Consider the following 22,282-nt stretch of genomic DNA (forward strand, 5'->3'; position numbering starts at 1 on the left):
GGGCCCCCCTTCGGTTCGACCGGTCCGGATCTGGTGTCCACCGTGCACCACGGCACTGACAACGCGATGTGACCTGCGCAAACGCGCTCGCCGAGGTCGCGGCCGGGCCGATTGTCAGTGGCGGGATCTACCTTCGATGGCATGACTCAGCAGGGGGTGCGCTGGACTGCGGAACAGGTGCTGGCCCTGGCGCCTGACGCCACGTCACGCGCAGCGGGAAGCGAACTCGGCACGTCAGGTCCGTGGTCGGAGACGGGGAGTGCGGAGGAGGGGGCGGTGTGGGGGGTGTGCAAGGGGAGCGGCAGCTCGCCGTACCGGACGGTGGTCGACGTCAGGGAGGCGTCGAGTCCGGCGTATTCGTGCAGTTGTCCGAGCCGGAAGGCCCCGTGCAAGCACGCGCTGGGGCTGCTGCTGCTCTGGTCCGGCGGGGAGGTGACGGCTTCCCCGGGGCGGGCGCCGGACTGGGCCGAGCGGTGGACTGCGGCGCGGCGCGACCACCCGCCGGAGAAACGGGCGGCGGACCCGCCTGGTTCCGGGACCGGGCCCGCCGATCCGGAGGGGGCGCGGCGGCGGCCGGAGCGGCGCGCCGAGCGGATCACGGCGGGGGTGACGGAGCTGGAGCAGCGGCTCGCCGACCTCCTGCGCTCAGGCCTCGCCACGGCCGAGCAGTCGGGATACGGACTGTGGGAGGAGACGGCGGCCCGCATGGTCGACGCCCAGGCGCCCGGGCTGGCCTCGCGGGTCCGGGAGCTGGGGGCGCTCCCCTCCTCGGGGCCCGGCTGGCCTGCGCGGCTGCTGGAGGAGTGCGCGCTGCTCCACCTCCTCGACCAGGGCTGGCTGCGGCGCGCGCAGCTGCCGGACGCCCTGGCCGCCACCGTCCGCACCCGCGTCGGCCTGCCCTCCACGCCGGGCAGCCCCCCGCTGCGGGACGACTGGCTGGTCCTCGCCCAGTACGACACCGGTGACGCCAAGCTGACCACCCGCCGCATCTGGCTGCACGGCGCCGCTTCGTCCCGCACGGCGCTCCTCGTCTCCTACGGCGCCGCCGGCCGTGCCCCCGAGCTGTCCCTGCCGGTCGGGACGACCCTGGACGCGGAACTGGCCTTCCATCCCGGCCACCCCGGCGCCGGACGGCTCCGGGCCTCCCTCGGCGAGCGGTTCGCCCCGCCCGCCCCGGCCGGCGTACGGCCACCCGGCATGACGACGTCCGAGGCGACCGCTCGCTACGGCGACGCCCTCCGCGACGACCCCTGGCTGGACTCCGTCCCGGTCACCCTCGACGACGTCATACCGACCCCCACCGGAGACTCCTGGCAGTTGGCGGACGCCGAGGGCGACACGGCCCTCCCCCTCACCCCGGCCGCCGTCGCCCGCCCCGCCCTGTGGCGCCTGATCGCCCTCTCCTCCGGCACCCCCTTGAAAATCTTCGGCACCTGCGGCCACCAGGGCTTCACCCCCCTGACGGCCTGGCCCCCACCCCCACACCCCCCAACCCCCCTGTGCTGACAAACACAGCAAGCTGCGGGCAGTCGGCAGCCTCACTCAACTGCGGGCAGTCGTGCCGCCGGCGCGGCACGGTGGCCGCACCGGCACCGCCAACACCGGCCCACCCCCACCCCGCCAGGACAACCCCACTCAGCCGGCAACCCAGCCCCACTCAGCTGCGGGCAGTCGTGCCGCGGGGGCGGCACGGGTGGGCGCAGCGGCACCCGGCAACGCCGGCCCGCCCCCACCCCGGCAGCACCACCAACCCAGCAGCACCACCACACCGGCCACCCGCCCCACCTCCGGCCCCGACGGAAAGCACACCCCGCCCATGACCAACGCCCCGCACACCCCACCCACCTGGCAAGACCTCCTCACCGCAGCCCTCCTCGGCACAGACCGGCGTAAGCCCACCCCCGGCCAATCCCACCCCACAGCGCACCCGAAAGCCCTGCTGGACGCCGCAGCCGCCGAGACCGTGCGCCGGAGAGCCGGCCTCAAGCCGGGCCGGGCGGCCCCCCGCCTCGAGCCGGCCCCCACCGACCCCCGCCCCCGACTGCCCACCCCCGCCGCCCGCCGACTCGCCCTCCTCCTGGCGGACCGCCCCACAGCGGGCGGAGGCGGCCGCAGAGGCAGCGCACCCGACCTCATGGAGCTGCTCCCCCAATGGCTCGCGGCGGCGAACGCCCACGGCTTCGCCCCGCCCCCCGAGACGCTGCCCGCCCTGCTCGACGCGGCGAGGGCCCGCACGGACCTGCGTCCGGCGGTCCTGGAGTTCGCGGGCTCACGCGCCCTGTGGCTGGCCCGGCTCAACCCGGACTGGCGGTTCGCCCTGCGCGCCACGCCCGGCGCAGGCGCGTCCCTGCCGGGGCCGGAGGAACCGGACCGGGTGACAGAGCTCTGGCGGGAGGGGCTGTTCGCCGAGCGGGTAGCCGTCCTCGCGGCGCTGCGCGCCCGCGACGCCGACGCGGCCCGCACCCTGCTCGCGGCCACCTGGCCGACGGAGCGCGCCGAGGACCGGCTGATGTTCCTCGACTCACTGCGCACCGGCCTGGGCCCGCGGGATGAGCCGTTCCTGGAGCAGGCCCTGGCCGACCGCAGCCGCAACGTCCGGGCGACGGCGGCGGAGCTGCTGTCCGCCCTGCCCGGCTCGGCGCTCGCCGCACGGATGGCGGTCCGGGCCGGCGCGTGTGTGGCCCTCGACCGCACCCGTGACGCACCGACGCTCGTCGTGGAGGCGCCGCAGGAGTGCGACGCGGCCATGGAACGCGACGGCGTGGCCGCCAAGGCGCCGTCGGGCCGGGGCGAACGGTCCTGGTGGCTGGGCCAGCTGGTGGAGGCGGCCCCGCTGGCCGCCTGGCCCGCACGCCTGGGCGGCCGTACGCCCGAGGAGATCGTGGCGCTGCCGGTCGCCGACGACTGGACGAGCGAGCTGCACGCCGCGTGGTGCCGGGCGGCCGTACGGCAGCGGGACGCCGCCTGGTCGCGGGCGCTGCTGGGGCCCCCGTCGGCGCCCGGCGCGGGCGGCCCGGGCGCGGTCTCGCTGGCCGAGCGGGCCAAGCTGCTGGAGACGCTGCCGGTGGACGAGCGGGCCGGGTGGGTGGCCGGCTTCATCGCGGCGCACGGCCTGTCGGAGGCGTTCCAGTTGCTCGGCGTGTGCGCGGTGCCGTGGGCCGCGCCCCTGGGGCGGGCGGTGGTCGACGCGCTGAACATCGCGCGTGACGCGGGCAGCTACCCGTGGAGCTTCAGCGGGGTGATGGGCCTGGCGGAGCGCTGCCTCGACCCGGCGGAGGCGTCCCGCCTGGACAGCCTGCTCACGGCCCCGGACGAACCGGAGGACGCGTCGCCCGGAGCCGGCGGCTACTGGACGGAGGCGTTCCAGCGCCTGGGCACGACGCTGCGGCTGCGGGCGGTGATGGCGGCGGAACTGCGGACGGCGGAGCCGACGACGGCACAGGAGCCCGGCCCGGCATGACAGCACTGGTCACGACGCCCGCACCCGTCCGGGGGAAGCCGCGCCGCCTCCGGCCCCCGCACACGAACGCCCCAAGAGACGCCCCCACGCCCCAGCACGGCAGCCCTACGCCCCCGCCGGCTGCCGCACGTTCTCCCGCACCCACTCCACGATGGACGTCGTCGTCGCCCCGGGCGTGAAGATCTCCGCGACGCCCTTCTCCTTCAGCGGCGCGATGTCCGCCTCCGGGATGATCCCCCCGCCGAAGACGAGGATGTCCGCCGCGTCCCGCTCCCGGAGCAGCTCGATCACCGCGGCGAAGAGCGTGTTGTGCGCCCCGGAGAGGATCGACAGGCCGATCGCGTCGGCGTCCTCCTGGATCGCGGTGTCGACGATCTGCTCGGGGGTCTGGTGGAGGCCGGTGTAGATGACCTCCATGCCGGCGTCGCGCAGAGCGCGCGCGATCACCTTGGCTCCACGATCGTGGCCGTCGAGCCCCGGCTTCGCCACCACCACGCGGATCGGACCGGCTGCCACACCCATCACTGCCTCCATGAAGCCATTTCGAAGTGAACGAACGTTATCTCCAGCATCCCGCACCCGGCAGTTTCTGGGATGCGGCGAGGGGGAAATCACACGTTGGGACACGTAGACGTTCGCCGCGCAGGGTTCCCTTCCGCATCAGGGGGGTACTCGCGCACCGGGAGCCGCACACGAGGTCGCCGCACCGCCGAGGCGCAAGGCGCGCCGTGGCGGCGCGCGCCCGGCGGGCCGAGAGGCCCGCACCGCGACTTCCACGAGGGCACACGGGGGACAGAGGCGTCCCCAGCGTGCCGACAGGAGGTCGGCCATGCAGGTCACCCGGGCGTTGGAGCCCCTGTTTCCGCTGTGTCAGCGTCTGCTGCCGAGCAGACTGGCGGGGCTCTCCGTGACGCTTCTCAAGGCGACGGCCTTGGAGCTCGCGATCCTCGCCGGGCACCTCCTGCTGTACCCCTCGGGCATCGTCCAGGAGCGCCGCGGACAGGTCGTCCCGCCGCTGCCCACCGCGGACGACGCGAGCGATCCGGCCCGGCTGCCGACCCAGGCCGCGCCCCCTGTCGTCCTGCTGCACGGCTTCATCGACAACCGTTCGGTGTTCGTGCTGTTGCGCCGCAGCCTCGCCCAGCACGGCAGGCATCGCGTGGAGTCCCTCAACTACTCCCCGCTGACCTGCGACATCCGTACGGCTGCCGAGCTGCTGGGGCGGCACATCGAGGAGATCTGCGAGCGCACGGGCAGCAGCCGTGTGGACGTCGTGGGGCACAGCCTGGGCGGTCTGATCGCCCGCTACTACGTGCAGTGCCTCGGCGGCGACAGCCGGGTGCGCACTCTGGTCACGCTCGGCACCCCGCACGCCGGCACAAGGGTGGCGCCGCTGGCGAACGCGCACCCCATAGTGCGCCAGATGCGCCCCGAGTCCGAGGTCATGGAGGAGCTGTCCCGCCCCGCCCCCGGGTGCCGGACGAACTTCGTCAGCTTCTGGAGCGACCTGGACCACCTGATGGTCCCGCTGGAGAGCGCCCGTCTCGACCACCCCGACCTGCGCGCGCAGAACGTCCAGGTGAGCGGCATCGGCCATCTCGCGCTGCCCGTCCATCCGGCCGTGGCGACCGGGATACGGCAGGCCCTCGACCTCGACCGTGCGGCCGCAGCGGCGGCAGCCCCGCACACGGACGGCCTGACGGTCGCCTGACGACCGAATCAGACCGCCCTGGGACCGCCCTGGCACCTCCCTGCGACCGCCCTGACGGTCGTACAACATCGAACAGTTCTCGAACATAGGGCCAAACCCGCGCCCGCCCTCCCCCGAAACAGGGCCGAATGCCCCTTTCACTCGGGCACGAAACCTGCGGAAGATTGTCGCGCCCGCATACCGCCGGGTACAGTCGCCGCACTGCTCTGGCAGCCCCTGTTGTCGAGGCGAGAGAGAAGTTGGTGAACGACCGTCATCCGTCGGGGACCATGACCACCCCGGCTCCGGCTTCCGACGCCGACTCCGCGCATTACGCGTCCTACGGCACCCAGGAGGCTCCGTACGACGGCTTCACCCCGTATCAGGGCTTCGACGCCGGCACCGTCGACCAGGACGCCCAGTCCTCCCACTACGCGGCCGACCCCCTCTACGGCGTCCTGCCGGACGACGGCTCCGCGACCGGCGCGTACGACGCCACGCACTGGGCGACAGGCAGCCACCACACCCTGAACTACGACCCGTACGCGGCCCAGCACCACGCCGCCTACGACACGGGCGCCTACGACACCTCCGCCTGGTCCACGGACCAGCAGCTGTCCGCCATCCCGCAGCAGTCCCCGGCCCCCGACACCAGCGGCCAGTGGGACGCGAGCGCCTGGCAGCAGCCCGACGGAGCGAGCGGCCCGGCCGACCAGACCCAGCAGTGGGAATGGGGCACGCAGGCCTTCGACACCGGCGCCTACGACGCCACGCAGTGGAACGCCGACGGCGGCGTCCCCGCCACAGGTGCCGAGGAGTACGAGCACCAGCAGGCCACCGCCGCCTTCGAAGCCGTCGCCTACGACGAGCCGGGCGCACACGACTACGACGAGCAGGGCGCGTACGACGAGAACGGCGCGTACGACGACGCTCTCGCCTACGACGACGGCGACCCCGCCGCCACCGGCGAGCTGGCCGCCGTCCCCGACGCCCCGCTCCTCGACGACCAGGAGGAGACCGCTCCGGCCCCCGTCTCCCGGGTCGCCGCCCGCGCCGCCAACCGCTCCCGCCGCCGCTCGCCCGTGAAGCGCTCCGCGCTCCTCACCGTGGCCGTGCCCTCGGCCTGTGTGATGGGCGTCGCCGGCATCGCCGCCGCCTCCGTCGGCACGCTGACCGGCGGTGACGACACGGAGACCACGGCGTCCGCCGCCGAGGCGCAGCCGGTGAAGCCGTCCGCCGCCAACAACAAGCTGGACGCCCAGCTCCAGACGCTGAGCGCCGAGGCCGACGACTTCGGCGACCGGGTCAGCCGCACCCAGGAGCGCATCGACCTCAAGGCGCAGCAGGAGGCCGACCGCAAGAAGGCGATCGCGGAGGCGGCCCGCAAGGAGCGGCTGCGCCCCAAGTACGCCCTTCCGGTCGCCGCGCACGGGCTCAGCGCCCTGTACGGCCAGTCCGGCATCAACTGGATGTCCCAGCACACCGGCATCGACTTCCCGGTCTCCTACGGCACGACCGTGATGGCCGCGACCGACGGAACCGTGCGCACGCAGTACAACGTCGCCTACGGCAACATGCTGATCCTGACGGCGAAGGACGGCACGGAGACCTGGTACTGCCACCTCTCCAGCTACCGCGTCTCCTCCGGCACCAAGGTGAAGGCCGGCGAGCCGATCGCGTACTCCGGGAACTCCGGCAACTCGACCGGACCCCACCTGCACTTCGAGGTGCGGCCGGGCGGAGGCAGCTCGGTCGACCCGCTTCCGTGGCTGCGCAGCCACGGTCTGGACCCGACGTAGGCGCCTGTCGGCACCACCTTTCGGTGAGCCCCCGCCGTGACGGACTCCGTCGCGGCGGGGGCTTTCCGTCATGTCAGAGCTTCTCCACCGGCGCGTACCGCAGCAGCAGCCGCTTGGGCTTGACGTCGCCGAAGTCGATCGTGGCCTCGGCGTTCGCGCCTGTGCCCTTCACGGCGACGACCGTGCCGAGCCCGAACTGGTCGTGGGTGACGCGGTCGCCGACGGCCAGGGAGACGACCGGCTTCTCCGCCGTGCGCCGCGTGGCGAAGCCGGACGCGCCGGCCGCCGAGGAGCGGGAGCGGGACGACGACAGCGAGGCCGCCACCGAGGACGCCGGGCCTCCGGAGGACAGAGGCGAGGTCGCGCCGGTGCGCTTCCAGTCGACGTGCGTGGCCGGGATCTCCTCCAGGAACCGGGAGGGCGGGTTGTACGAGGGCTGCCCCCAGGCGCTGCGCATCGCGGACCGCGTGAGGTACAGCCGCTCACGCGCGCGCGTGATGCCGACGTAGGCGAGGCGGCGCTCCTCCTCCAGTTCCTTGGTCTGGCCGAGGGCGCGCATGTGCGGGAAGACGCCGTCCTCCATGCCGGTGAGGAAGACGACCGGGAACTCCAGGCCCTTGGCGGTGTGCAGGGTCATCAGTGTGATGACGCCCGAGCCGTCCTCGTCCTCGTCGGGGATCTGGTCGGAGTCGGCGACGAGCGCGACCCGCTCCAGGAAGTCGGCGAGCGAGGCGGGCGTCTCGCTCTCCCCCGACTCCTGCTCGAACTCCAGGGCCACGGCCGCGAGTTCCTGGAGGTTCTCGATGCGGGTCTCGTCCTGCGGGTCGGTGGAGGCCTGCAACTCGGCCAGGTAGCCGGTGCGCTCGAGGACCGCCTCCAGCACGGTGGCCGGCCCCGCGCCCGACTCGACGATGGTGCGCAGTTCGTCCATCAGCACGTTGAACCGCTTCACGGCGTTGGTCGACCGCGCGGCCATCCCGTAGGCCTCGTCGACGCGCTTCAGGGCCTGCGGGAAACTGATCTTCTCGCGCTGGGACAGTGCGTCGACCATGGCCTCGGCGCGCTCGCCGATGCCGCGCTTGGGCACGTTGAGGATGCGGCGCAGCGGCACCGAGTCCTCCGGGTTGGCGAGGACCCGCAGGTAGGCCAGGACGTCCCGGACCTCCTTGCGCTCGTAGAAGCGGACGCCGCCGACGACCTTGTAGGGCAGGCCGACGCGGATGAAGACCTCTTCGAAGACACGGGACTGCGCGTTGGTGCGGTAGAAGACGGCGACGTCCTTGGCCTTCGCGTCGCCCGCGTCCGTGAGGCGGTCTATCTCGTCGGCGACGAACTGCGCCTCGTCGTGCTCGGTGTCGGCGACGTAGCCGGTGATGCGCGCGCCCTCGCCCGCGTTGGTCCACAGGTTCTTGGGGCGGCGGGACTCGTTGCGCTCGATGACCGCGTTGGCGGCGGACAGGATCGTCTGGGTGGAGCGGTAGTTCTGCTCCAGCAGGATCGTCGTCGCGTCCGGGTAGTCCTCCTCGAACTGGAGGATGTTGCGGATGGTCGCGCCACGGAAGGCGTAGATCGACTGGTCGGCGTCGCCCACGACGCACAGCTCCGCCGGCGGCACGTCGTACGTGCTCGGCGGCACGTCGACAGGGTGCTCGGAGGTGCCGACCAACTCGCGGACCAGGGCGTACTGGGCGTGGTTGGTGTCCTGGTACTCGTCGACCAGGACGTGCCGGAAGCGGCGGCGGTAGTGCTCGGCGACGTCGGGGAACGCGCGCAGCAGATTCACCGTCGTCATGATCAGGTCGTCGAAGTCGAGGGCGTTCGCCTCGCGCAGCCGCGACTGGTACATCGCGTAGGCCTGGGCGAGCGTCTTCTCGAAGCCGTCGGCGGCCTGGGCGGCGAAGTCCTCCTCGTCGACCAGCTCGTTCTTCAGGTTGCTGACCTTGGCGCTGAAGGACTTCGGCGGGTAGCGCTTGGGGTCGAGGTCCAGGTCGCGGCAGACCAGGGCCATCAGACGCTTGGAGTCGGCGGCGTCGTAGATCGAGAACGACGAGGTGAAGCCGAGCCTCTTGCTCTCGCGGCGCAGGATGCGCACGCACGCGCTGTGGAACGTCATCACCCACATCGCGTTCGCGCGCGGGCCGACGAGCTGCTCGACGCGCTCCTTCATCTCGCCCGCGGCCTTGTTGGTGAAGGTGATCGCAAGGATCTGCCCGGGGTGGACATCCCGCTCGGCGAGGAGGTGGGCGATGCGGTGGGTCAGCACACGCGTCTTGCCCGAGCCCGCGCCGGCGACGATGAGCAGCGGCGAACCGGCGTGGACGACGGCGGCGCGCTGGTTGTCGTTGAGCCCCTCCAGGAGCGCGGCGGCGTCGATGACCGGACGGGGGGCGCCGTCGCGGTAGTGGGCGTCCCGGTCCGGGGGCACGTCGAACTTCCCACCGAACAGATCGTCCGGAACCGACTCCGGAGTGTGATCGTCCTCGGGCGGAGGCGGGGGCTCCTCCTCGTGGCCGCGCGGGGCCTGGAGGTCCGCCAGGAAGCTGTCGTCAAAGAGGCTGCTCATCGCTCTCCGAGTCTAGGGTGCCGCACCGACAACCCGCCGCCGTCCCGGGAACATCACCACCTGACGGGCATGGACATGCGGGATCAATCGACCCAGAACATGAAAAAGGACATCGATCCCTCCGCATCGATCACGGAACGCCAAAGACCTGACCGAGAGTCACGGAAATGTATCGGGGCATATCACCCATCAACCTTCACAGGGGCCACAGCAGTTGGCTACCGTGCCCGGCAGGCCGTACGCCCCCCACCGGCGAACCCCGCCGGACCGCGCGGCCTCCGCCGAGTCCGGCGCACGCCCTCGCGGCCGCCGGAGCCGGGGACCCACCGAGAACTCGGGGTGAATCGGCCGCCCGCCCCGCAAGGGCGCGGCCGTAGGGCAACCCTTCCGAAGCACCCGCCCGAACCCGACAGCTGACCCGGTAGGCGGAGCACGGAAGGAGTCGCCTCCCTTGGCGTCGCAGCACCGCAAGCCACGCTCCCAAGGCACGCGCGCAGCGGGCATCCGCACCCCCGCCCTCGCCACCGCCGCCCTCGCCTCCGTGGCGCTGCTCTCACAGACGGCCCAGGCCGCGCCCTCCGCCGACGGCAAGCCGAGTCTGGAGGAGGTCGAGAAGAAGGTCGGCGACCTCTACCGGCAGGCGGAGTCGGCGACCGAGAAGTACAACGCCGCCAAGGAGAGGACGGCCCGGCAACGCACGCGCGTGGACGGCCTCCTCGACGACGTCGCCCGGCGCACCGAGAAGCTCAACGAGGCGCGCGAGGAGCTGGGTTCCTTCGCCGCCGCCCAGTACCGCACCGGCGCCTCCGCGCCGGACACCGCGACCTTCCTGCTCGCGGACACCCCGCAGGACTACTTCGACCGGACGCAGCTGATGGACCGGCTGACCAGCCGCCAGAAGGAGTCGGTCGACGCCTACGTCACCGAGCAGTCGGCGACGATGAAGAAGCGGCAGGAGGCGTCCCAGAGCCTTCAGACGTTCACCGCCTCGCAGAACGACCTGAAGACCGCCAAAGCCACCGTCCAGAAGAAGCTCAGCGACGCGCGCGTGCTGCTGTCGAGGCTCACGGCACAGGAGAAGGCGCGGCTCGCCGAGATCGAGAAGCGCAAGCAGCAGGAGGCCGCGCGCAAGGCGGCGGAGCTGGCGCGGCAGCAAGCGGCCGAGCGGGCGGCGGAACGGGCGGCGGAACAGGAGAGGAGCGCCGGCTCCTCCGGCTCGGACGCGCCGTCCGCGTCCTCGTCGCCCTCTTCGTCATCCTCGTCCCCGGCCCCCGACGCCTCCTACGGCACCAAGGCGGCGAAGGCGCTCGCCTACGCCCGCGCTCAGATCGGCACGCCGTACGTCTGGGGCGCCACGGGGCCCGATTCCTACGACTGCTCCGGGTTCACCAAGGCCGCCTGGAAGGCCGCCGGGGTCTCCCTCCCGCGCACCACCTACGACCAGGTCAACGCCGGCACGACGGTCTCCGTGGCCGACGCCCGGCCCGGCGACCTGATCTTCTTCTACGACGACGTCACCCACGTGGGCCTCTACATCGGCAACGGCATGATGATCCACGCGCCCAAGCCCGGGACGTACGTGCGCGAGGAGTCGGTGTTCTACGACGGGGAGTCCGCGATCCACAGCGTGGTCAGGCCGGCCTGAGCCGGGGCACGGGGGCACGGGGGCACCGGTCGGGTGTGCCGGGCCCTGCCCTGCGCGCCGCGTCAGGTCCAGAGGACCGCGATGAAGACGTTGGCCACGGTCAGCGCGCCGACCAGCCCGAACAAGGGCTTCTCCACGCTCTCCTCGTCCCGCTTCACATAGACGAGACCGAGGATCACGACCAGCAGGGCGAGCTTCACACCGATCTTGATGTTGTTGACGGCCTGGTCGTCCGCCTGGTTGAGGCCGACCAGGACGACACCGGTGACCAGCATCGTCGCCGCGCCGTGCAGCATCGCGGGGACGAATCGGGCCGTGCCCCGGCCCATCGCCTTCATCTGGGTGAGGAAGCCGCCGAGGAGCGCGGCGATGCCGATGATGTGCAGGCCGACGAAGAGATGGATGAGTACGTCCATGGAGCCGGATGCTAGTCAGCGGTGCGGTCGCCGCCCGACACCGGCCCACCCTCGCGCACACCCGGCCCGCCCCTCGGGCGCGTGTCGCATATATGCGCCGCATAGCAGCCCGCCGTCGGAATCCGCCCCGAAAGCGCCGCATCGGTCAGTGAAGTGCGCGGAACCGACGGCTTCGGAGCGGCCCGGCGATCATGTCCGGTCACCCTTCAGTCCACTGGTGTCACTTCCGCACATCTCGTTACCGACCCGACATCACCGGGCCTAGCGTCCTCCCCCAGGTGACCGGCTCCCCACCGCCGTCCGGACCAGGGACGGCAGTCGGCCACCACCGCCGAAAGTCCGGCGGCGCGTCCGCTTCCCTGAGCGGGCCGCCGCCGGACGCGTCAGCCGCTCCCCGCGGCCGTACGTCCGTCCGCTCCCCACGGCGGGCACGGGCCCCGCCCGGCCCCACCCGACGGCCGTACCGACGAGGCGGTCGTACGAAAGGACGTGCAGTCCCACGTGGCAGCGCACCGCAAGCCGAGACAGCGCTCGCTCGGCGGCCATACGGTCCGAACGGCGGCCACCCTCGCCCTCGCCGGCGCGGCGGGCGCGACGGCTTTCGAAGGGGCCGGCGTCGCCGCCCCCGAGGCCACTCCGGCGCAGGTGAAGGCCAAGGTCGACAAGCTGTACCAGGAGGCGGAGGCCGCCACCGAGAAGTACAACGGGGCGCAGGAGAAAGCGACGGCGACCGAGCGGCGGCTGAAGGGCTTACAGGACGAGGCCGCCCGCAGGGAACTGCGGCTGAACACGGCGCGCGAGGCGCTCGGCAACATGGCGGCCGCCCAGTACCGCGGCGGCGGCCTCGATCCCGCGATGCAGCTCTTCCTCTCCGACGACCCCGACGCCTACCTCGACGGCGCCGCCTTCGCCGAGCGGGCCGGCGACCGGCAGTCCGGGGCCGTCGCCCGGGTCCGCGAGCAGGTGCGCGAGGTCGAGCAACTGCGCGGCGCCGCGCGCGTGGAGCTGACCTCGCTCAAGAAGCGCCAGGCCGAACTGCGGCGGCACAAGAAGACGATCACCGGCAAGCTGGACGCCGCGCGCGACCTGCTGTCCCGGCTCACGGCGCAGGACCGGGCCGAGTTCGACGACGAGGGGACAGGCGGCGGCACGGGCCCGCGTGCCTCACGCGGCTCCACGGGCGCCCGCGACGCTCTCCCGGCCGCCGGCTCCGCCACCGCCAAGGCGCCCAACTCCCGTGCTGCGGAAGCCGTCTCCTACGCCTACTCCAAGCTCGGCAGCCCCTATGTGTGGGGCGCGACCGGCCCGAACGCCTTCGACTGCTCGGGGCTCGTCCTGGCCTCCTACCGCTCCGCGGGCGTCGCCCTGCCCCGCACGACGTACGCGCAGATCGACGCCGGCCGGCGTGTCTCGCGTTCCGAACTGCGCCCCGGTGACCTGGTGTTCTTCTACTCCGGTATCACCCACGTCGGCATCTACGTCGGCGACGGCAAGATGATCCACGCCCCCAACCCCTCGGCCCCGGTACGCGTGGCCCCCCTCGACGAGATGCCTTTCGCTGGGGCGACACGGGTGGTGTGAGAGCACCTGGGCGGCCGGGGCGGGGTGGCCGGGGTGCGACCCGATGCGGACCGACCGTCGGGTCTGCGTGGCATGGGCATGCGACGCGGTAGGTTCAGCGCGCGAAGCGAACGGCCCCGCGCCTGTACGTCGGCGTCGGGCAGACCGCCGTCTCGACCCAGCCGCTCACGCCCCTGGCCCGCTCGAAAGAGGCCCGATGTCTCCAGCCGCGCTGCCGCCTCCCCCGCCGCACATCCGGTCCTGGCCCGACCGGTCGGCGCTGTTGGCCGACCGGGAGCGGGCGCTGGCGGAGCTGCACGGGCACAGCCTCGGCGTGCACCGCGTCCTGCTGCTGTGGCTGGTGGCGCTCGCGGCGATCATCGGCTGGGCGCTGCTGGTCCTGCCGCTGAAGCAGTTCGAGGAGCATGACCCCACGGGCTTCCTGCTCGGCCCGGTCTTCGCCCTTCTCGGACTCGCCGCGCTGACCCCCTCCGTCGTCGCCGTCGCGCTCGCCGTGCGCCGCGACCAGCAGCTGCGCCGGCTCCTCGACGCCTGGCTCGCCCTGGACAGCCACCCGCTGTCCGACGCCCGTCTGCGCTCCCCGGGCCTCAGTCTGTTCTGGCTGCTGTCCTCCCTCACCGTCGGCGCGATCGGCCTGTGGGCATCCTTCACGTCCGCCACCGGTGCGAGCGCCGGCCGGTCGGCGCACGCCGACGTCGCCCTGCGCGTCGGCGCGGGCACCATCCTGTGGCTGGCGGGCCTGATCGGCGTGGTGAAAGCCGTCCGGCACTACCGGTGGGCGCTGCGGATGCTGGCTCCGGCGGCCGCCGCCGACCTCACACCAGCCGCCGTGCCGTCGCCCACCGCGTCAGCTCGTGCCGGTTCGACAGCTGGAGCTTTCTCAGGACCGCCGACACATGGGACTCGACCGTCTTCACGGAGATGAACAGCTGCTTGGCGATCTCCTTGTACGCGTAGCCGCGGGCGATCAGGCGCAGCACCTCCCGCTCGCGCTGCGTGAGACGGTCGAGGTCCTCGTCGACCGGCGGGGCGTCGGTGGAGGCGAAGGCGTCGAGGACGAACCCGGCGAGGCGGGGCGAGAAGACGGCGTCGCCCTCCTGCACCCGGAACACGGAGCCGATCAGGTCGGCGCCGGTGATCGTCTTGGTGACATAGCCTCGGGCGCCGCCGCGGATCACCCCGATCACGTCCTCCGCCGCGTCCGACACGGACAGGGCGAGGAACCGCACCGGCTGCTCGGCGTCCGCCATCAACGGGGCGCAGCGGCGCAGCACTTCGACCCCGCCGCCGCCCGGCAGGTGCACGTCGAGGAGGACGACCTCCGGCCGGGTCGCGGTGATCACCGTGACGGCCTGGTCGACGTCAGCGGCCTCGCCGACGACCTCGACGCCGGTCTCCTCGGTCCGGCCGATCTCGGCCTGGACGCCGGTGCGGAACATGCGGTGGTCGTCGACGAGGACCACCCGCACCCGGCGCCCTCCCGCGCCGTCGCGGTCGCCGTCGCCGATGGACTGCGCCGGCTCGGCCGCGCCCGCCGTTCCGTTCGCCTCGGTGGCCTCGGTGGGGTCGCTCATGACGTCTTCTCCGCCCTCTCCATCTCCAGTTCGACCTCCGTGCCGCCCCCCGGCACCGCGCGCAGCCGCGCGGTGCCGCCGTTGCGCTCCATACGGCCGATGATCGATTCTCTGACGCCCATGCGGTCGGCGGGTATGGAATCGAGGTCGAATCCGGGACCGCGGTCCCGGACGGACACGAAGACCGTCCTTCCCTCCACTTCCGCGTACACCTGCACGGCGCCGCCCTCGCCACCGTACTTGGCGGCGTTCACCATCGCCTCGCGCGCGGCCTGCATCTGCGCGGCCACCCCCTCGTCGAGCGGGCAGTCGCCCACTATCACGACCTCGATGGGCACACCGTGGTTGTCCTCCACCTCAGCGGCGTTGCGCCGGACCGCTTCGGCCACCGTGTCGGGCTCGTCCGCCTCGTCCTTGCCGGTGCCCTCGGGTTTGTAGAGCCAGGTGCGCAGGTCGCGTTCCTGGGCGCGGGCGAGGCGGCGCACCTCGCCGGCGTTCTCCGCGTTGCGCTGGATCAGGGTGAGCGTGTGCAGCACCGAGTCGTGGACGTGGGCGGCGACCTCCGCGCGCTCCTGGGCACGGATGCGCATCAGCCGCTCCTCGGACAGGTCCTGCGTCATCCGCACCAGGTACGGCCCGGCGAGCAGGGTGATGCCGACGAGGACGGCGAGGGCCGCCTGCAGGACCGAGCCGAGGTGGGCGGCGGAGCCCTGCAGCACGAAGACCCCGGACACGCCGGCCGCGACCAGCAGGACGCCGGCGCCCGCGCGCAGGAGCGTGAGCGTACGGCGTCTGCGGCCGACCTCGACCCAGCGGGCCCGGCGGGCGTTGTCCGCCTGCCGCCAGACGAGGGCGACGCCCGCGCCGACGAGCACCGCGGGCACCAGGTACGCCTTGGCGCCGCTGCCCAGGTTCACATTGCCGACGAAGACCATGGCGACGACGACCATGAGGAGCAGGGCGACGATCTGGCCCCTGTCCGGCTTGCGGGCGACGAGCCTGCGGCGGCCGTCGGGAGCGGTCTCGGTGGCGACGAGCGAGGGGGACCTCTGGTCGCCTACTCCGCCGACCCCGAGGGGCACGAAGAACCAGAAGGCCGCGTAGAGCAGGGCGCCGAGGCCGTCGGCCATGAACAGGCCCACGAAGACGAGCCGCACCCAGATCACGGGCAGCCCGAGATGCCCGGCGAGCCCCCGCGCCACACCACCCAGCCAGCGTCCGTCGCTGCTGCGGTAGAGCTTGCGCGGCGGCCGCGGTTCGACGAGTGGCGCTGCTGCGGCTTCCGGCATGCCAACGATGTTCACACGGCGGTCGGACAGGGGCATCAGGGTTCGCCCCCGAGACGCCCCTGATCTTCGGCGCCGTGGCGGCTCGAACGCCTCCCGGGCCGGTTCTCAGGGCCGATATCAGGGTCCGACCAGGGTCGTTCCGACTGCCGCGGAGGCGGCTCGCCCGCCACCATGGAGCCATGACAGAGCACCAGCACGCCGCGGACGCCGGGCCCGACAGGGGCGCCGCGCCCGACGCGGCCACCCCGTCCACCGGCGCACCCGGCGCCGCAGGTGAGGAACCGCGCGCACACGAGCAGGCAGCCGCGCCCGAGCAGCCGGACGCCCGTGCGGGCACCGGTGAAGGCACCGGGCCCCGCACCTCCGGTGACCGAGGAGGACCCGGCGACCCGGGAGGCGGCCCAGGCGACCGGGGCAGGCCCTCCGGCGTCCACGGGCCGACCGACGACCCGGACCCCGTCGGCCGCCTCCCGCACCGGTTCCGCCGCGACCGCGAGCACAAGCTGCTCGCCGGTGTGTGCGCGGGACTCGGGCGGCAGTGCGACATGGACCCGGTGATCTTCCGGATCACGCTCGCCGTGCTCTCCGCGACCGGCGGCATCGGCCTCATCTTCTACGGCTTCGCCTGGCTGTTCGTCCCGTACGCCGGCGACGACCAGAACGAGGTGCGCAAGCTCCTCACCGGCCGGGTCGACGGACAGGCGCTGGCGGCGCTGCTGTTCGCGCTGGTCGGCTGCGGGGTGTTCCTGTCCATGCTGAACAACGGCGGCGTGCTGAGCTTCGCCGCCCTCCTCTCCCTGCTGCTCGCCGGCGCCGCGTACTGGTCGCAGCACCGGGACGCCTCCGATACCGACCCGCTCGCCGCCCAGGCCGTCGCCGACGCCCCGCCGGAGGCCAAGGCGCCGCCGGCTCCGGCCGCCTACTCGTCCTGGTGGCGCGACCCGATCGTCAAGGACGGCACCCACGAAGGCGGCACAGGCTATCTGTGGGGCCCGCGGGACACGCACACCCCGGACGCCACCTCGGTCTTCGACGTCGAACTCGCCGGGCACAAGATCCCCTACACGTCGATACGCCCGCCCGCCCCGGCGCCGCGGCCCCGCGGCCCCCGCCGGATCGGCGGCTGGCTGTTCCTGCTCGCCGCGCTGGCCGGCGGCCTCGTCACGCGGCTCACCTGGGACGAGCACCCGCTGGGCACCAGCCTCCAGGCGGGTCTGGCCACCGGGCTCGTGATCCTTGGCGTGGGCATCGCGGTCAGCTCGTACCTCGGGGGCACCGGCGCCGGGTCGGTGTTCCTGGCGGTCATCGTGGCGGGCCTGCTGGCCGGGGCGGCCGTCCTGCCCAAGGACATCGGCACCCGGTGGACGCACACGACATGGCGGCCCGCCGCGGTGACGGAGGTCCGGGCGGACTACGACGTCGACACCGGGGACGCCGTCCTGGACCTGTCCCGGCTGGACCTGGCGAAGGGGCAGACCCTTCGTACGGGAGCCGAGCTGGGGGCCGGGCGGCTGAAGGTGATCGTGCCGCCGGAGGTGACGGTGAGGCTGAGCATCGAGGTGGGCCTGGGCGACATCCAACTGCCGGGCGAGGACGAGAAGGACGTGGACGTGCAACCGGGGCGGCACAAGCAGATGACCCTGTCGCCGGCGTCGGGCGGTCAGGACGCCGGGACGATCGACCTCGACCTCCAGGTCGCGGTGGGACAGGCGGAGGTGGCCCGTGCTGCGTCATGAGTTCCGGCCGGGCCGGCTGGTCGCCGGCGTGGTCTTCACCGTGGTGGGCGTCCTCTACGCGGGGGACGCGGGCGGCCGGTGGGAGACCCCGTGGTTCGTGGTCGTCCCGGTCGTGGTGGGCGGTCTGGTCCTCGCGGGGGCGACGGGAGCGGTGAGCCGGTCCCTGCGCAGACGGCGCGAACCGGCCCGGGCGACGCCCGGAGCCGGTTCGGAAACGGCGAGCTGAGCAGGAGGCTCTGACAGAGACGGGATGATCAGTAGCCGCCCGTTCGCTGTCGCTTCCTCGTGCGCCAGACGGCGTCCACGGAGAGGACGGGAGCGCCGGCGAGCACCAGGGGCAGCCAGGCCATCAGGTAGGCGAGGTCGTTGCCGTAGTAGTAGGGGTCCGACGCCCAGCTCACCGTCAGCCAGAGGCTGAGGGAGATCAGGGCTCCGCCGAGGGCCGCCAGTCGGGACAGGACGCCCAGGAGGGTGCCGATGCCGACGGCGAGTTCACCGAAGGCCATGGCGTAGCCGAAGCCGGCCGGGCTCTTCAGGGCCAGGTCGACGAGGGCCGGGATGGCCGAGGAGTCGCGGACCGCGCGCATCGTGTCGCCGATGGAGCCGGCGCCGCTGCTCTGCACGAAGGCGCTGTCGGTGAGCTTGTCGAGACCGGCGTAGATGAACGTGATCCCGAGGAAGACCCGCAGCGGGAGGAGGGCGTACCGGGTGGCGGTGTCCCGCCAGTCGCTTCCCCCGTCGAGGTAGGGAGGGTGTGTGTCCGTCCGCATGCTGTGCGTCATCGCCCGTAGCCGCCTCTCGCCCGACGTGGTGGACCCCTCGAAAGACCTTACGTACGAAATAGGAGGTGCGCTCACAATGTGGCAGTGGTTTCTGGGCGCGTTGCGACGCCGGCGGGCGCTCCGTCCCGCGCGCGGTGAGGGTGAGCGCCGGTCAGTCCGTCACGTCGATCGTGTAGCGGTTCGTCTCCACGCCGGCGGCGGTGACCACCTGGACCTCCACGCGGCCCGGTTCGACGTCCGCCGGGACCGGGACGGTGAGCAGCGCGTCGGCGGGGTTGCTGAAGCCGCCCGTGACGGGGACGAGGGGCACATGGACGTGGACCGTGCCGATGCGCACGACCATGCGGGAGAGACGGTCGGCGGTCTGCGCGCCGGGCGGGACGAAGCCCGCGCCGCGGATCTCGATGTCGTCGCCGGTGCGGATCGGGGCGTCCAGGTCGCCGGCCTCGCGGGAGCGGACGACGGAGAGGATGACGGGACGGCCGCCCTCCGCGTACTTGCCGGCGAGGTAGGTCGCGGCGGACACCAGCACCACCACGGCGAGTCCCCAGGGCAGGTCGGGCAGTTGGTCGGGGCGGCGGGCGAGGCGCACGGCGGCGAAGACGACGGCGACGGCGCTGATCACGACGTACTGGATGTCGGCGAAGGCGCCGCGGCCGGAGTCGTCGGTCAGCAGGTCGGCGGCGCGCGGCCGGTGGGCGCGGACCTTCTGCAGACGCTGCCCGAGGACGCGCAGGCCGACCACCCGACGCACCAGCACGGCGATCCCGCAGACCACGGCGAGGACGGTCACCACACCGGCGCCGCGTTCGAGGGCGAGACCGGAGATCAGCGCGTCGCGCTCGTGCGGGCCGGAGGCGGCGGCGAGCCGTCCGGCGAGGACGAGCACCGCGTACGCCACGAGGAGGACCCAGGCGGCCGCGACCGCGCGGGAGGTGGAGAGGCGGTTGTCCTCGCCGATGACGGGGGCCAGTGCTCCGCCGCGCGCGCGGTGGAACCAGGAGGCCGCGGTCAGCGCTCCGGCGACGGCGAGCGCGGCGAGCAGTCCGGCGGTGCGGGCGTCGCTCCAGCCCGCGCCGACCGCGGTGAGGGACTGCGTCAGCAGCAGCGCGAGGACCGCCGCCCACACCGTGTACGTCGTGCGCAGCCAGAGGCGGGCGAGCCAGGCCTGGCCCTCGGCGCGGCCGCGTTCGGCGACGAGCTCGGCCGACTGGGCCAGTTCCTCGGAGACCCACTGGCGCGAGGCGGAGACCGAGTGGGCGACGGCGGCGGGCAGGCCCTGCCCGGCGGCGAACTCGTCGCGCCGGGACAGGAACGCGGCCACCGCACGCCGGTGGCCCTCCCGTGCCCCGTGCGGGCAGTCCCCGCAGGTGCAGCCGCCGGCGTGCGCGCCCGTGTCCGGGCTCTGTCGCGCCTCCTGGACCGCCATGTCCGATGCCTGCCTTCCCCGCGACCTTCACGACCGGCGGCCCTCGAGAATTTCGGCCACGGTCCTGCTGAACAACTCACCTGCGACGAGAGCGAATTGTGCCCTACGGCACACCGTCCGGTTTCGGCGGGTCTGGTCAGCGCGGGTGAAGGGTGCTTCGCCGTGTTGACCGGGTCGCGAGTGAGCCCGGCGGGCCGGGGGCCGGGTGCGGGCCGGGGGTCAGGACAGCAGGTCCGGTTCGCTGCGGCTGATGTCCTGCCACAGCGGCTGGTAGTTGATCCATGCGACCAGGTCGCCGCCGAGCTGCTCCCGGGTGGCGACGGCGGCCCGGTGGTCGATCAGCACCGGGCGGCCCGCTGCGCGGGCGGTGAGCTGGACCTGGCAGGACCGTTCCATCGACAGGAACCACCAGGCGGCCGCGTCCACCGAGTCGCCGACGGTGAGCAGGCCGTGGTTGCGCAGCACGAGCGCCTTGCGGCTGCCGAGCGCGGACGCGATGCGCCGGCCCTCCTCGGTGTCGACGGCCACGCCGGTGTAGGCGTCGTAGAGGGCGTGGTCCTCGTAGAAGGCGCAGCTCTCCTGGGTGATCGGGTCGAGCAGTTCACCGAGGGCGGCCAGAGCGCGTCCGTGCACGGAGTGGCAGTGGGCGACGGCGACGACGTCGGGCCGTGCGGCGTGCACCTGGGCGTGCACGGTGAAGGCGGCCTGGTTGACGTGGTAGCCGCCTTCGACGACCTGACCGTCGGCGTTGGCGAGCACCAGGTCGCTCACCGTGACGTGCTTGAACGGCATGCCGAACGGGTTCACCCAGAAGCAGTCGCTGTACTCGGGGTCGCGTGCGGTGATGTGCCCGGAGACCCCGTCCTCGAAGCCGAGCCGTCCGAAGATCCGCACCGCGCCGGCCAGCCTTTCCTTGCGGTGCCGGCGCTCGTCCTCGACCGATTCGTGCATCGGCGGCATTGCGAACCGCAACCGGTCGGTGGGCAGCGGGGCAGGCGGCGTGGGCCCGTGCATCGGTCCTCCAGACTGGGTTGCCTTACGTTGCGGAAGTTACCGCCGGTCAGAGCAAAAGGGCAGAGTCGTTATGTAAAGATGATGATTTCCGTCATTCGTGGAGCACGTCTTGTCCCTCGCCGACCGGCACCTCACGTATCTCATGCGCCAGATCGCCACGCGCAACGCCTTCGTGCTCATGCACCCTTTCGCGGAGTTGAAAACCTTCGCCGCCCAGGTCTACGTGGCGGAGTGCTACGGCTTTCGGTACGAGCGCGTCGAACTGGTCGGCCGGCAGCGGATGGTGCACGTCCATCTGGTCCGCGATCCCAGCCCCGCGGCGCGGCAGCGGGCCGCGGTCAACTCGGCGGCCTTCCCCGACCTGGGCCCCGGCCGGCCGGTACCGGGCATGCGCCCGGGAACGCTCACGCCGCTGCCGGAAGCCCAGGCGGACGTCGACCTGCTCACCGACCTCATCCGCTACGAGGGTCTGGGCCATGCCGCCAACCAGGCGCAGCTGAAGGCGATCGCCTGGGGCTCCGCCGTCTTCTTCGCGTTGATGGCGGCTCTGACCGGCAAGTACGCCGTCTGCCTCACGATCGCCGTGCTGCTCCCGCTCGGCGCGCTGGGAGTGCTGCGCTTCAACACGGCCCGGCGCGCGAAGCTCGCCGAGCGACTCACGGCGGCGGGCTGCACGACCGTGCGGGACGCGGAAGGGCAGGAACGGCTCGTACGCCCGGAGCGGTACGCGGTCTGAACGATCCGTATAACGGGTGGGAGATGCCGGGTGGCGGCGGCAGACTCCTCGTATGACATCGAATGGTGGGACGCCTGAGGGCGAGGCGGTGAGCTGGGCGGGGTTCGCCGCCGAGGCGCCCGAGTTGGCGGCGGTGGTGGAGGAGCGGTTCGGGGGCTTCGTCCATCATGTGCTGGCGACGTTGCGCAAGGACGGTTCGCCTCGCACCAGCGGGCTCGAAGTCCGCTTCGTCGGCGGACAGTTGTGGCTCGGCATGATGACCGGCTCGCTCAAGGCGCTCGATCTGCGCCGTGATCCGCGGTTCTCGCTCCAGGCCAACCCCGGGGAAGGCACCGGCATGGGCGGCGGAGACGTCCGGATCAGCGGGCGGGCCTTCGAGGTCGGCGACGAGGAGCCGGCGAAGGCCGGATACGTGGAAGAGGTGGAACCGCCGGAGCCGTTCCACCTCTTCCGCACCGAAGTGACGGAGGTCGTGCGGACCTACGTCGAGGACGACACGTATCTCGTCGTCCAGGTCTGGAAGCCCGGAGAGCCGGTGCGCACTCTCAAACGGACCTGAACCGGCGGA

Annotated in this window: 19 protein-coding genes and 1 riboswitch; of the genes, 11 read left to right on the forward strand and 8 right to left on the reverse strand. The window is 72.7% G+C overall.

Going from position 1 to position 22,282, the window contains the following annotated elements; translation table 11 throughout:
• The first annotated feature begins 141 nt into the window (after positions 1-141).
• Together ACFYXA_RS19920 and ACFYXA_RS19925 are read left to right on the forward strand one after the other, a co-directional pair.
• Positions 142-1,506, forward strand: a complete 1,365-nt coding sequence (locus tag ACFYXA_RS19920; RefSeq protein WP_389034471.1) for an SWIM zinc finger family protein — start codon at positions 142-144, stop codon at positions 1,504-1,506.
• Between the two features lie 310 nt (positions 1,507-1,816).
• On the forward strand, positions 1,817-3,460 hold the full coding sequence (locus ACFYXA_RS19925) for a DUF5691 domain-containing protein (RefSeq protein WP_389034475.1): 1,644 nt from the start codon (positions 1,817-1,819) through the stop codon (positions 3,458-3,460).
• Positions 3,461-3,565: 105 nt separating this feature from the next.
• On the opposite strand, the gene ACFYXA_RS19930 is transcribed toward ACFYXA_RS19925, so the two are convergent.
• Entirely contained in the window at positions 3,566-3,982 is a 417-nt protein-coding gene (locus tag ACFYXA_RS19930; protein WP_130441207.1) for a cobalamin B12-binding domain-containing protein, read from the reverse strand.
• A gap of 307 nt (positions 3,983-4,289) precedes the next feature.
• On the opposite strand from ACFYXA_RS19930, the gene ACFYXA_RS19935 reads away from it, so the two are divergent.
• Complete coding sequence (locus tag ACFYXA_RS19935) at positions 4,290-5,171, forward strand: triacylglycerol lipase (protein WP_130441205.1); 882 nt, start codon at positions 4,290-4,292, stop codon at positions 5,169-5,171.
• Positions 5,172-5,440: 269 nt separating this feature from the next.
• Complete coding sequence (locus tag ACFYXA_RS19940; protein ID WP_389034480.1) at positions 5,441-6,949, forward strand: M23 family metallopeptidase; 1,509 nt, start codon at positions 5,441-5,443, stop codon at positions 6,947-6,949.
• A 73-nt stretch (positions 6,950-7,022) separates the two neighbouring features.
• Here the strand turns inward: ACFYXA_RS19940 and pcrA are convergent, their stop codons facing one another.
• On the reverse strand, positions 7,023-9,512 hold the full coding sequence (pcrA, locus tag ACFYXA_RS19945; protein ID WP_389034483.1) for a DNA helicase PcrA: 2,490 nt from the start codon (positions 9,510-9,512) through the stop codon (positions 7,023-7,025).
• A 297-nt stretch (positions 9,513-9,809) separates the two neighbouring features.
• Positions 9,810-9,955: riboswitch (cyclic di-AMP (ydaO/yuaA leader) on the forward strand.
• 8 nt (positions 9,956-9,963) lie between these two features.
• Between pcrA and ACFYXA_RS19950 the strand changes: the two genes are divergently transcribed.
• Positions 9,964-11,157: an NlpC/P60 family protein gene (locus ACFYXA_RS19950; protein WP_389034486.1), complete on the forward strand. Its 1,194-nt coding sequence runs from the start codon at positions 9,964-9,966 to the stop codon at positions 11,155-11,157.
• Positions 11,158-11,219: 62 nt separating this feature from the next.
• Here the strand turns inward: ACFYXA_RS19950 and ACFYXA_RS19955 are convergent, their stop codons facing one another.
• A complete protein-coding gene (locus tag ACFYXA_RS19955) occupies positions 11,220-11,573 on the reverse strand; it encodes a hypothetical protein (protein ID WP_351095349.1) in 354 nt (117 codons plus the stop codon).
• A gap of 501 nt (positions 11,574-12,074) precedes the next feature.
• On the opposite strand from ACFYXA_RS19955, the gene ACFYXA_RS19960 reads away from it, so the two are divergent.
• Both ACFYXA_RS19960 and ACFYXA_RS19965 read left to right on the forward strand, forming a co-directional pair.
• The gene (locus ACFYXA_RS19960; RefSeq protein WP_352248628.1) at positions 12,075-13,154 is read left to right on the forward strand and encodes a C40 family peptidase; all 1,080 of its coding nucleotides are present in this window, start codon (positions 12,075-12,077) and stop codon (positions 13,152-13,154) included.
• Between the two features lie 196 nt (positions 13,155-13,350).
• Positions 13,351-14,079, forward strand: a complete 729-nt coding sequence (locus ACFYXA_RS19965; RefSeq protein WP_352248630.1) for a hypothetical protein — start codon at positions 13,351-13,353, stop codon at positions 14,077-14,079.
• On the opposite strand, the gene ACFYXA_RS19970 is transcribed toward ACFYXA_RS19965, so the two are convergent.
• Complete coding sequence (locus ACFYXA_RS19970; RefSeq protein WP_389034491.1) at positions 13,970-14,728, reverse strand: LuxR C-terminal-related transcriptional regulator; 759 nt, start codon at positions 14,726-14,728, stop codon at positions 13,970-13,972. The two genes, ACFYXA_RS19965 and ACFYXA_RS19970, sit on opposite strands and share 110 nt — an antisense overlap.
• On the reverse strand, positions 14,725-16,017 hold the full coding sequence (locus ACFYXA_RS19975; protein WP_356683772.1) for a PspC domain-containing protein: 1,293 nt from the start codon (positions 16,015-16,017) through the stop codon (positions 14,725-14,727). The genes ACFYXA_RS19970 and ACFYXA_RS19975 overlap by 4 nt, the downstream gene beginning before the upstream one ends.
• 179 nt (positions 16,018-16,196) lie before the next feature.
• On the opposite strand from ACFYXA_RS19975, the gene ACFYXA_RS19980 reads away from it, so the two are divergent.
• Together ACFYXA_RS19980 and ACFYXA_RS19985 are read left to right on the forward strand one after the other, a co-directional pair.
• On the forward strand, positions 16,197-17,753 hold the full coding sequence (locus ACFYXA_RS19980) for a PspC domain-containing protein (RefSeq protein ID WP_389034495.1): 1,557 nt from the start codon (positions 16,197-16,199) through the stop codon (positions 17,751-17,753).
• Positions 17,740-17,979, forward strand: a complete 240-nt coding sequence (locus ACFYXA_RS19985; RefSeq protein WP_351333203.1) for a hypothetical protein — start codon at positions 17,740-17,742, stop codon at positions 17,977-17,979. The genes ACFYXA_RS19980 and ACFYXA_RS19985 overlap by 14 nt, the downstream gene beginning before the upstream one ends.
• Before the next feature lie 28 nt (positions 17,980-18,007).
• On the opposite strand, the gene ACFYXA_RS19990 is transcribed toward ACFYXA_RS19985, so the two are convergent.
• The 3 genes from ACFYXA_RS19990 to ACFYXA_RS20000 all read right to left on the reverse strand — a co-directional run bounded on the left by ACFYXA_RS19990 (position 18,008) and on the right by ACFYXA_RS20000 (position 20,978).
• Positions 18,008-18,535 carry a DoxX family protein gene (locus tag ACFYXA_RS19990; protein ID WP_351095362.1) on the reverse strand — a complete coding sequence of 176 codons (528 nt, stop codon included), beginning with the start codon at positions 18,533-18,535 and terminating at the stop codon, positions 18,008-18,010.
• Positions 18,536-18,686: 151 nt separating this feature from the next.
• Positions 18,687-19,964: a hypothetical protein gene (locus ACFYXA_RS19995; protein ID WP_352248639.1), complete on the reverse strand. Its 1,278-nt coding sequence runs from the start codon at positions 19,962-19,964 to the stop codon at positions 18,687-18,689.
• A gap of 219 nt (positions 19,965-20,183) precedes the next feature.
• Positions 20,184-20,978 carry a class II aldolase/adducin family protein gene (locus ACFYXA_RS20000; RefSeq protein WP_352248641.1) on the reverse strand — a complete coding sequence of 265 codons (795 nt, stop codon included), beginning with the start codon at positions 20,976-20,978 and terminating at the stop codon, positions 20,184-20,186.
• 97 nt (positions 20,979-21,075) lie between these two features.
• Between ACFYXA_RS20000 and ACFYXA_RS20005 the strand changes: the two genes are divergently transcribed.
• Positions 21,076-21,714 carry a hypothetical protein gene (locus ACFYXA_RS20005; protein WP_389034502.1) on the forward strand — a complete coding sequence of 213 codons (639 nt, stop codon included), beginning with the start codon at positions 21,076-21,078 and terminating at the stop codon, positions 21,712-21,714.
• Between the two features lie 52 nt (positions 21,715-21,766).
• Entirely contained in the window at positions 21,767-22,273 is a 507-nt protein-coding gene (locus tag ACFYXA_RS20010) for a pyridoxamine 5'-phosphate oxidase family protein (protein ID WP_389034504.1), read from the forward strand.
• The last annotated feature ends 9 nt before the right edge of the window (positions 22,274-22,282 follow it).

The sequence above is a fragment of the Streptomyces sp. NPDC002566 genome (genome assembly GCF_042889585.1).
Lineage (GTDB): Bacteria > Actinomycetota > Actinomycetes > Streptomycetales > Streptomycetaceae > Streptomyces.

Coding starts and splice junctions, on each gene's coding strand:
- ACFYXA_RS19995 (WP_352248639.1), bottom strand. CDS start 19,964: ATGGCGGTCCAGGAGGCGCGACAGAGCCCGGACACGGGCGCGCACGCC.
- ACFYXA_RS20010 (WP_389034504.1), top strand. CDS start 21,767: ATGACATCGAATGGTGGGACGCCTGAGGGCGAGGCGGTGAGCTGGGCG.
- ACFYXA_RS19990 (WP_351095362.1), bottom strand. CDS start 18,535: ATGACGCACAGCATGCGGACGGACACACACCCTCCCTACCTCGACGGG.
- ACFYXA_RS20000 (WP_352248641.1), bottom strand. CDS start 20,978: ATGCACGGGCCCACGCCGCCTGCCCCGCTGCCCACCGACCGGTTGCGG.
- pcrA (WP_389034483.1), bottom strand. CDS start 9,512: ATGAGCAGCCTCTTTGACGACAGCTTCCTGGCGGACCTCCAGGCCCCG.
- ACFYXA_RS19975 (WP_356683772.1), bottom strand. CDS start 16,017: ATGCCGGAAGCCGCAGCAGCGCCACTCGTCGAACCGCGGCCGCCGCGC.
- ACFYXA_RS19940 (WP_389034480.1), top strand. CDS start 5,441: ATGACCACCCCGGCTCCGGCTTCCGACGCCGACTCCGCGCATTACGCG.
- ACFYXA_RS19925 (WP_389034475.1), top strand. CDS start 1,817: ATGACCAACGCCCCGCACACCCCACCCACCTGGCAAGACCTCCTCACC.
- ACFYXA_RS19970 (WP_389034491.1), bottom strand. CDS start 14,728: ATGAGCGACCCCACCGAGGCCACCGAGGCGAACGGAACGGCGGGCGCG.
- ACFYXA_RS19955 (WP_351095349.1), bottom strand. CDS start 11,573: ATGGACGTACTCATCCATCTCTTCGTCGGCCTGCACATCATCGGCATC.
- ACFYXA_RS19930 (WP_130441207.1), bottom strand. CDS start 3,982: ATGGGTGTGGCAGCCGGTCCGATCCGCGTGGTGGTGGCGAAGCCGGGG.
- ACFYXA_RS19935 (WP_130441205.1), top strand. CDS start 4,290: ATGCAGGTCACCCGGGCGTTGGAGCCCCTGTTTCCGCTGTGTCAGCGT.
- ACFYXA_RS19965 (WP_352248630.1), top strand. CDS start 13,351: ATGTCTCCAGCCGCGCTGCCGCCTCCCCCGCCGCACATCCGGTCCTGG.
- ACFYXA_RS19980 (WP_389034495.1), top strand. CDS start 16,197: ATGACAGAGCACCAGCACGCCGCGGACGCCGGGCCCGACAGGGGCGCC.
- ACFYXA_RS19920 (WP_389034471.1), top strand. CDS start 142: ATGACTCAGCAGGGGGTGCGCTGGACTGCGGAACAGGTGCTGGCCCTG.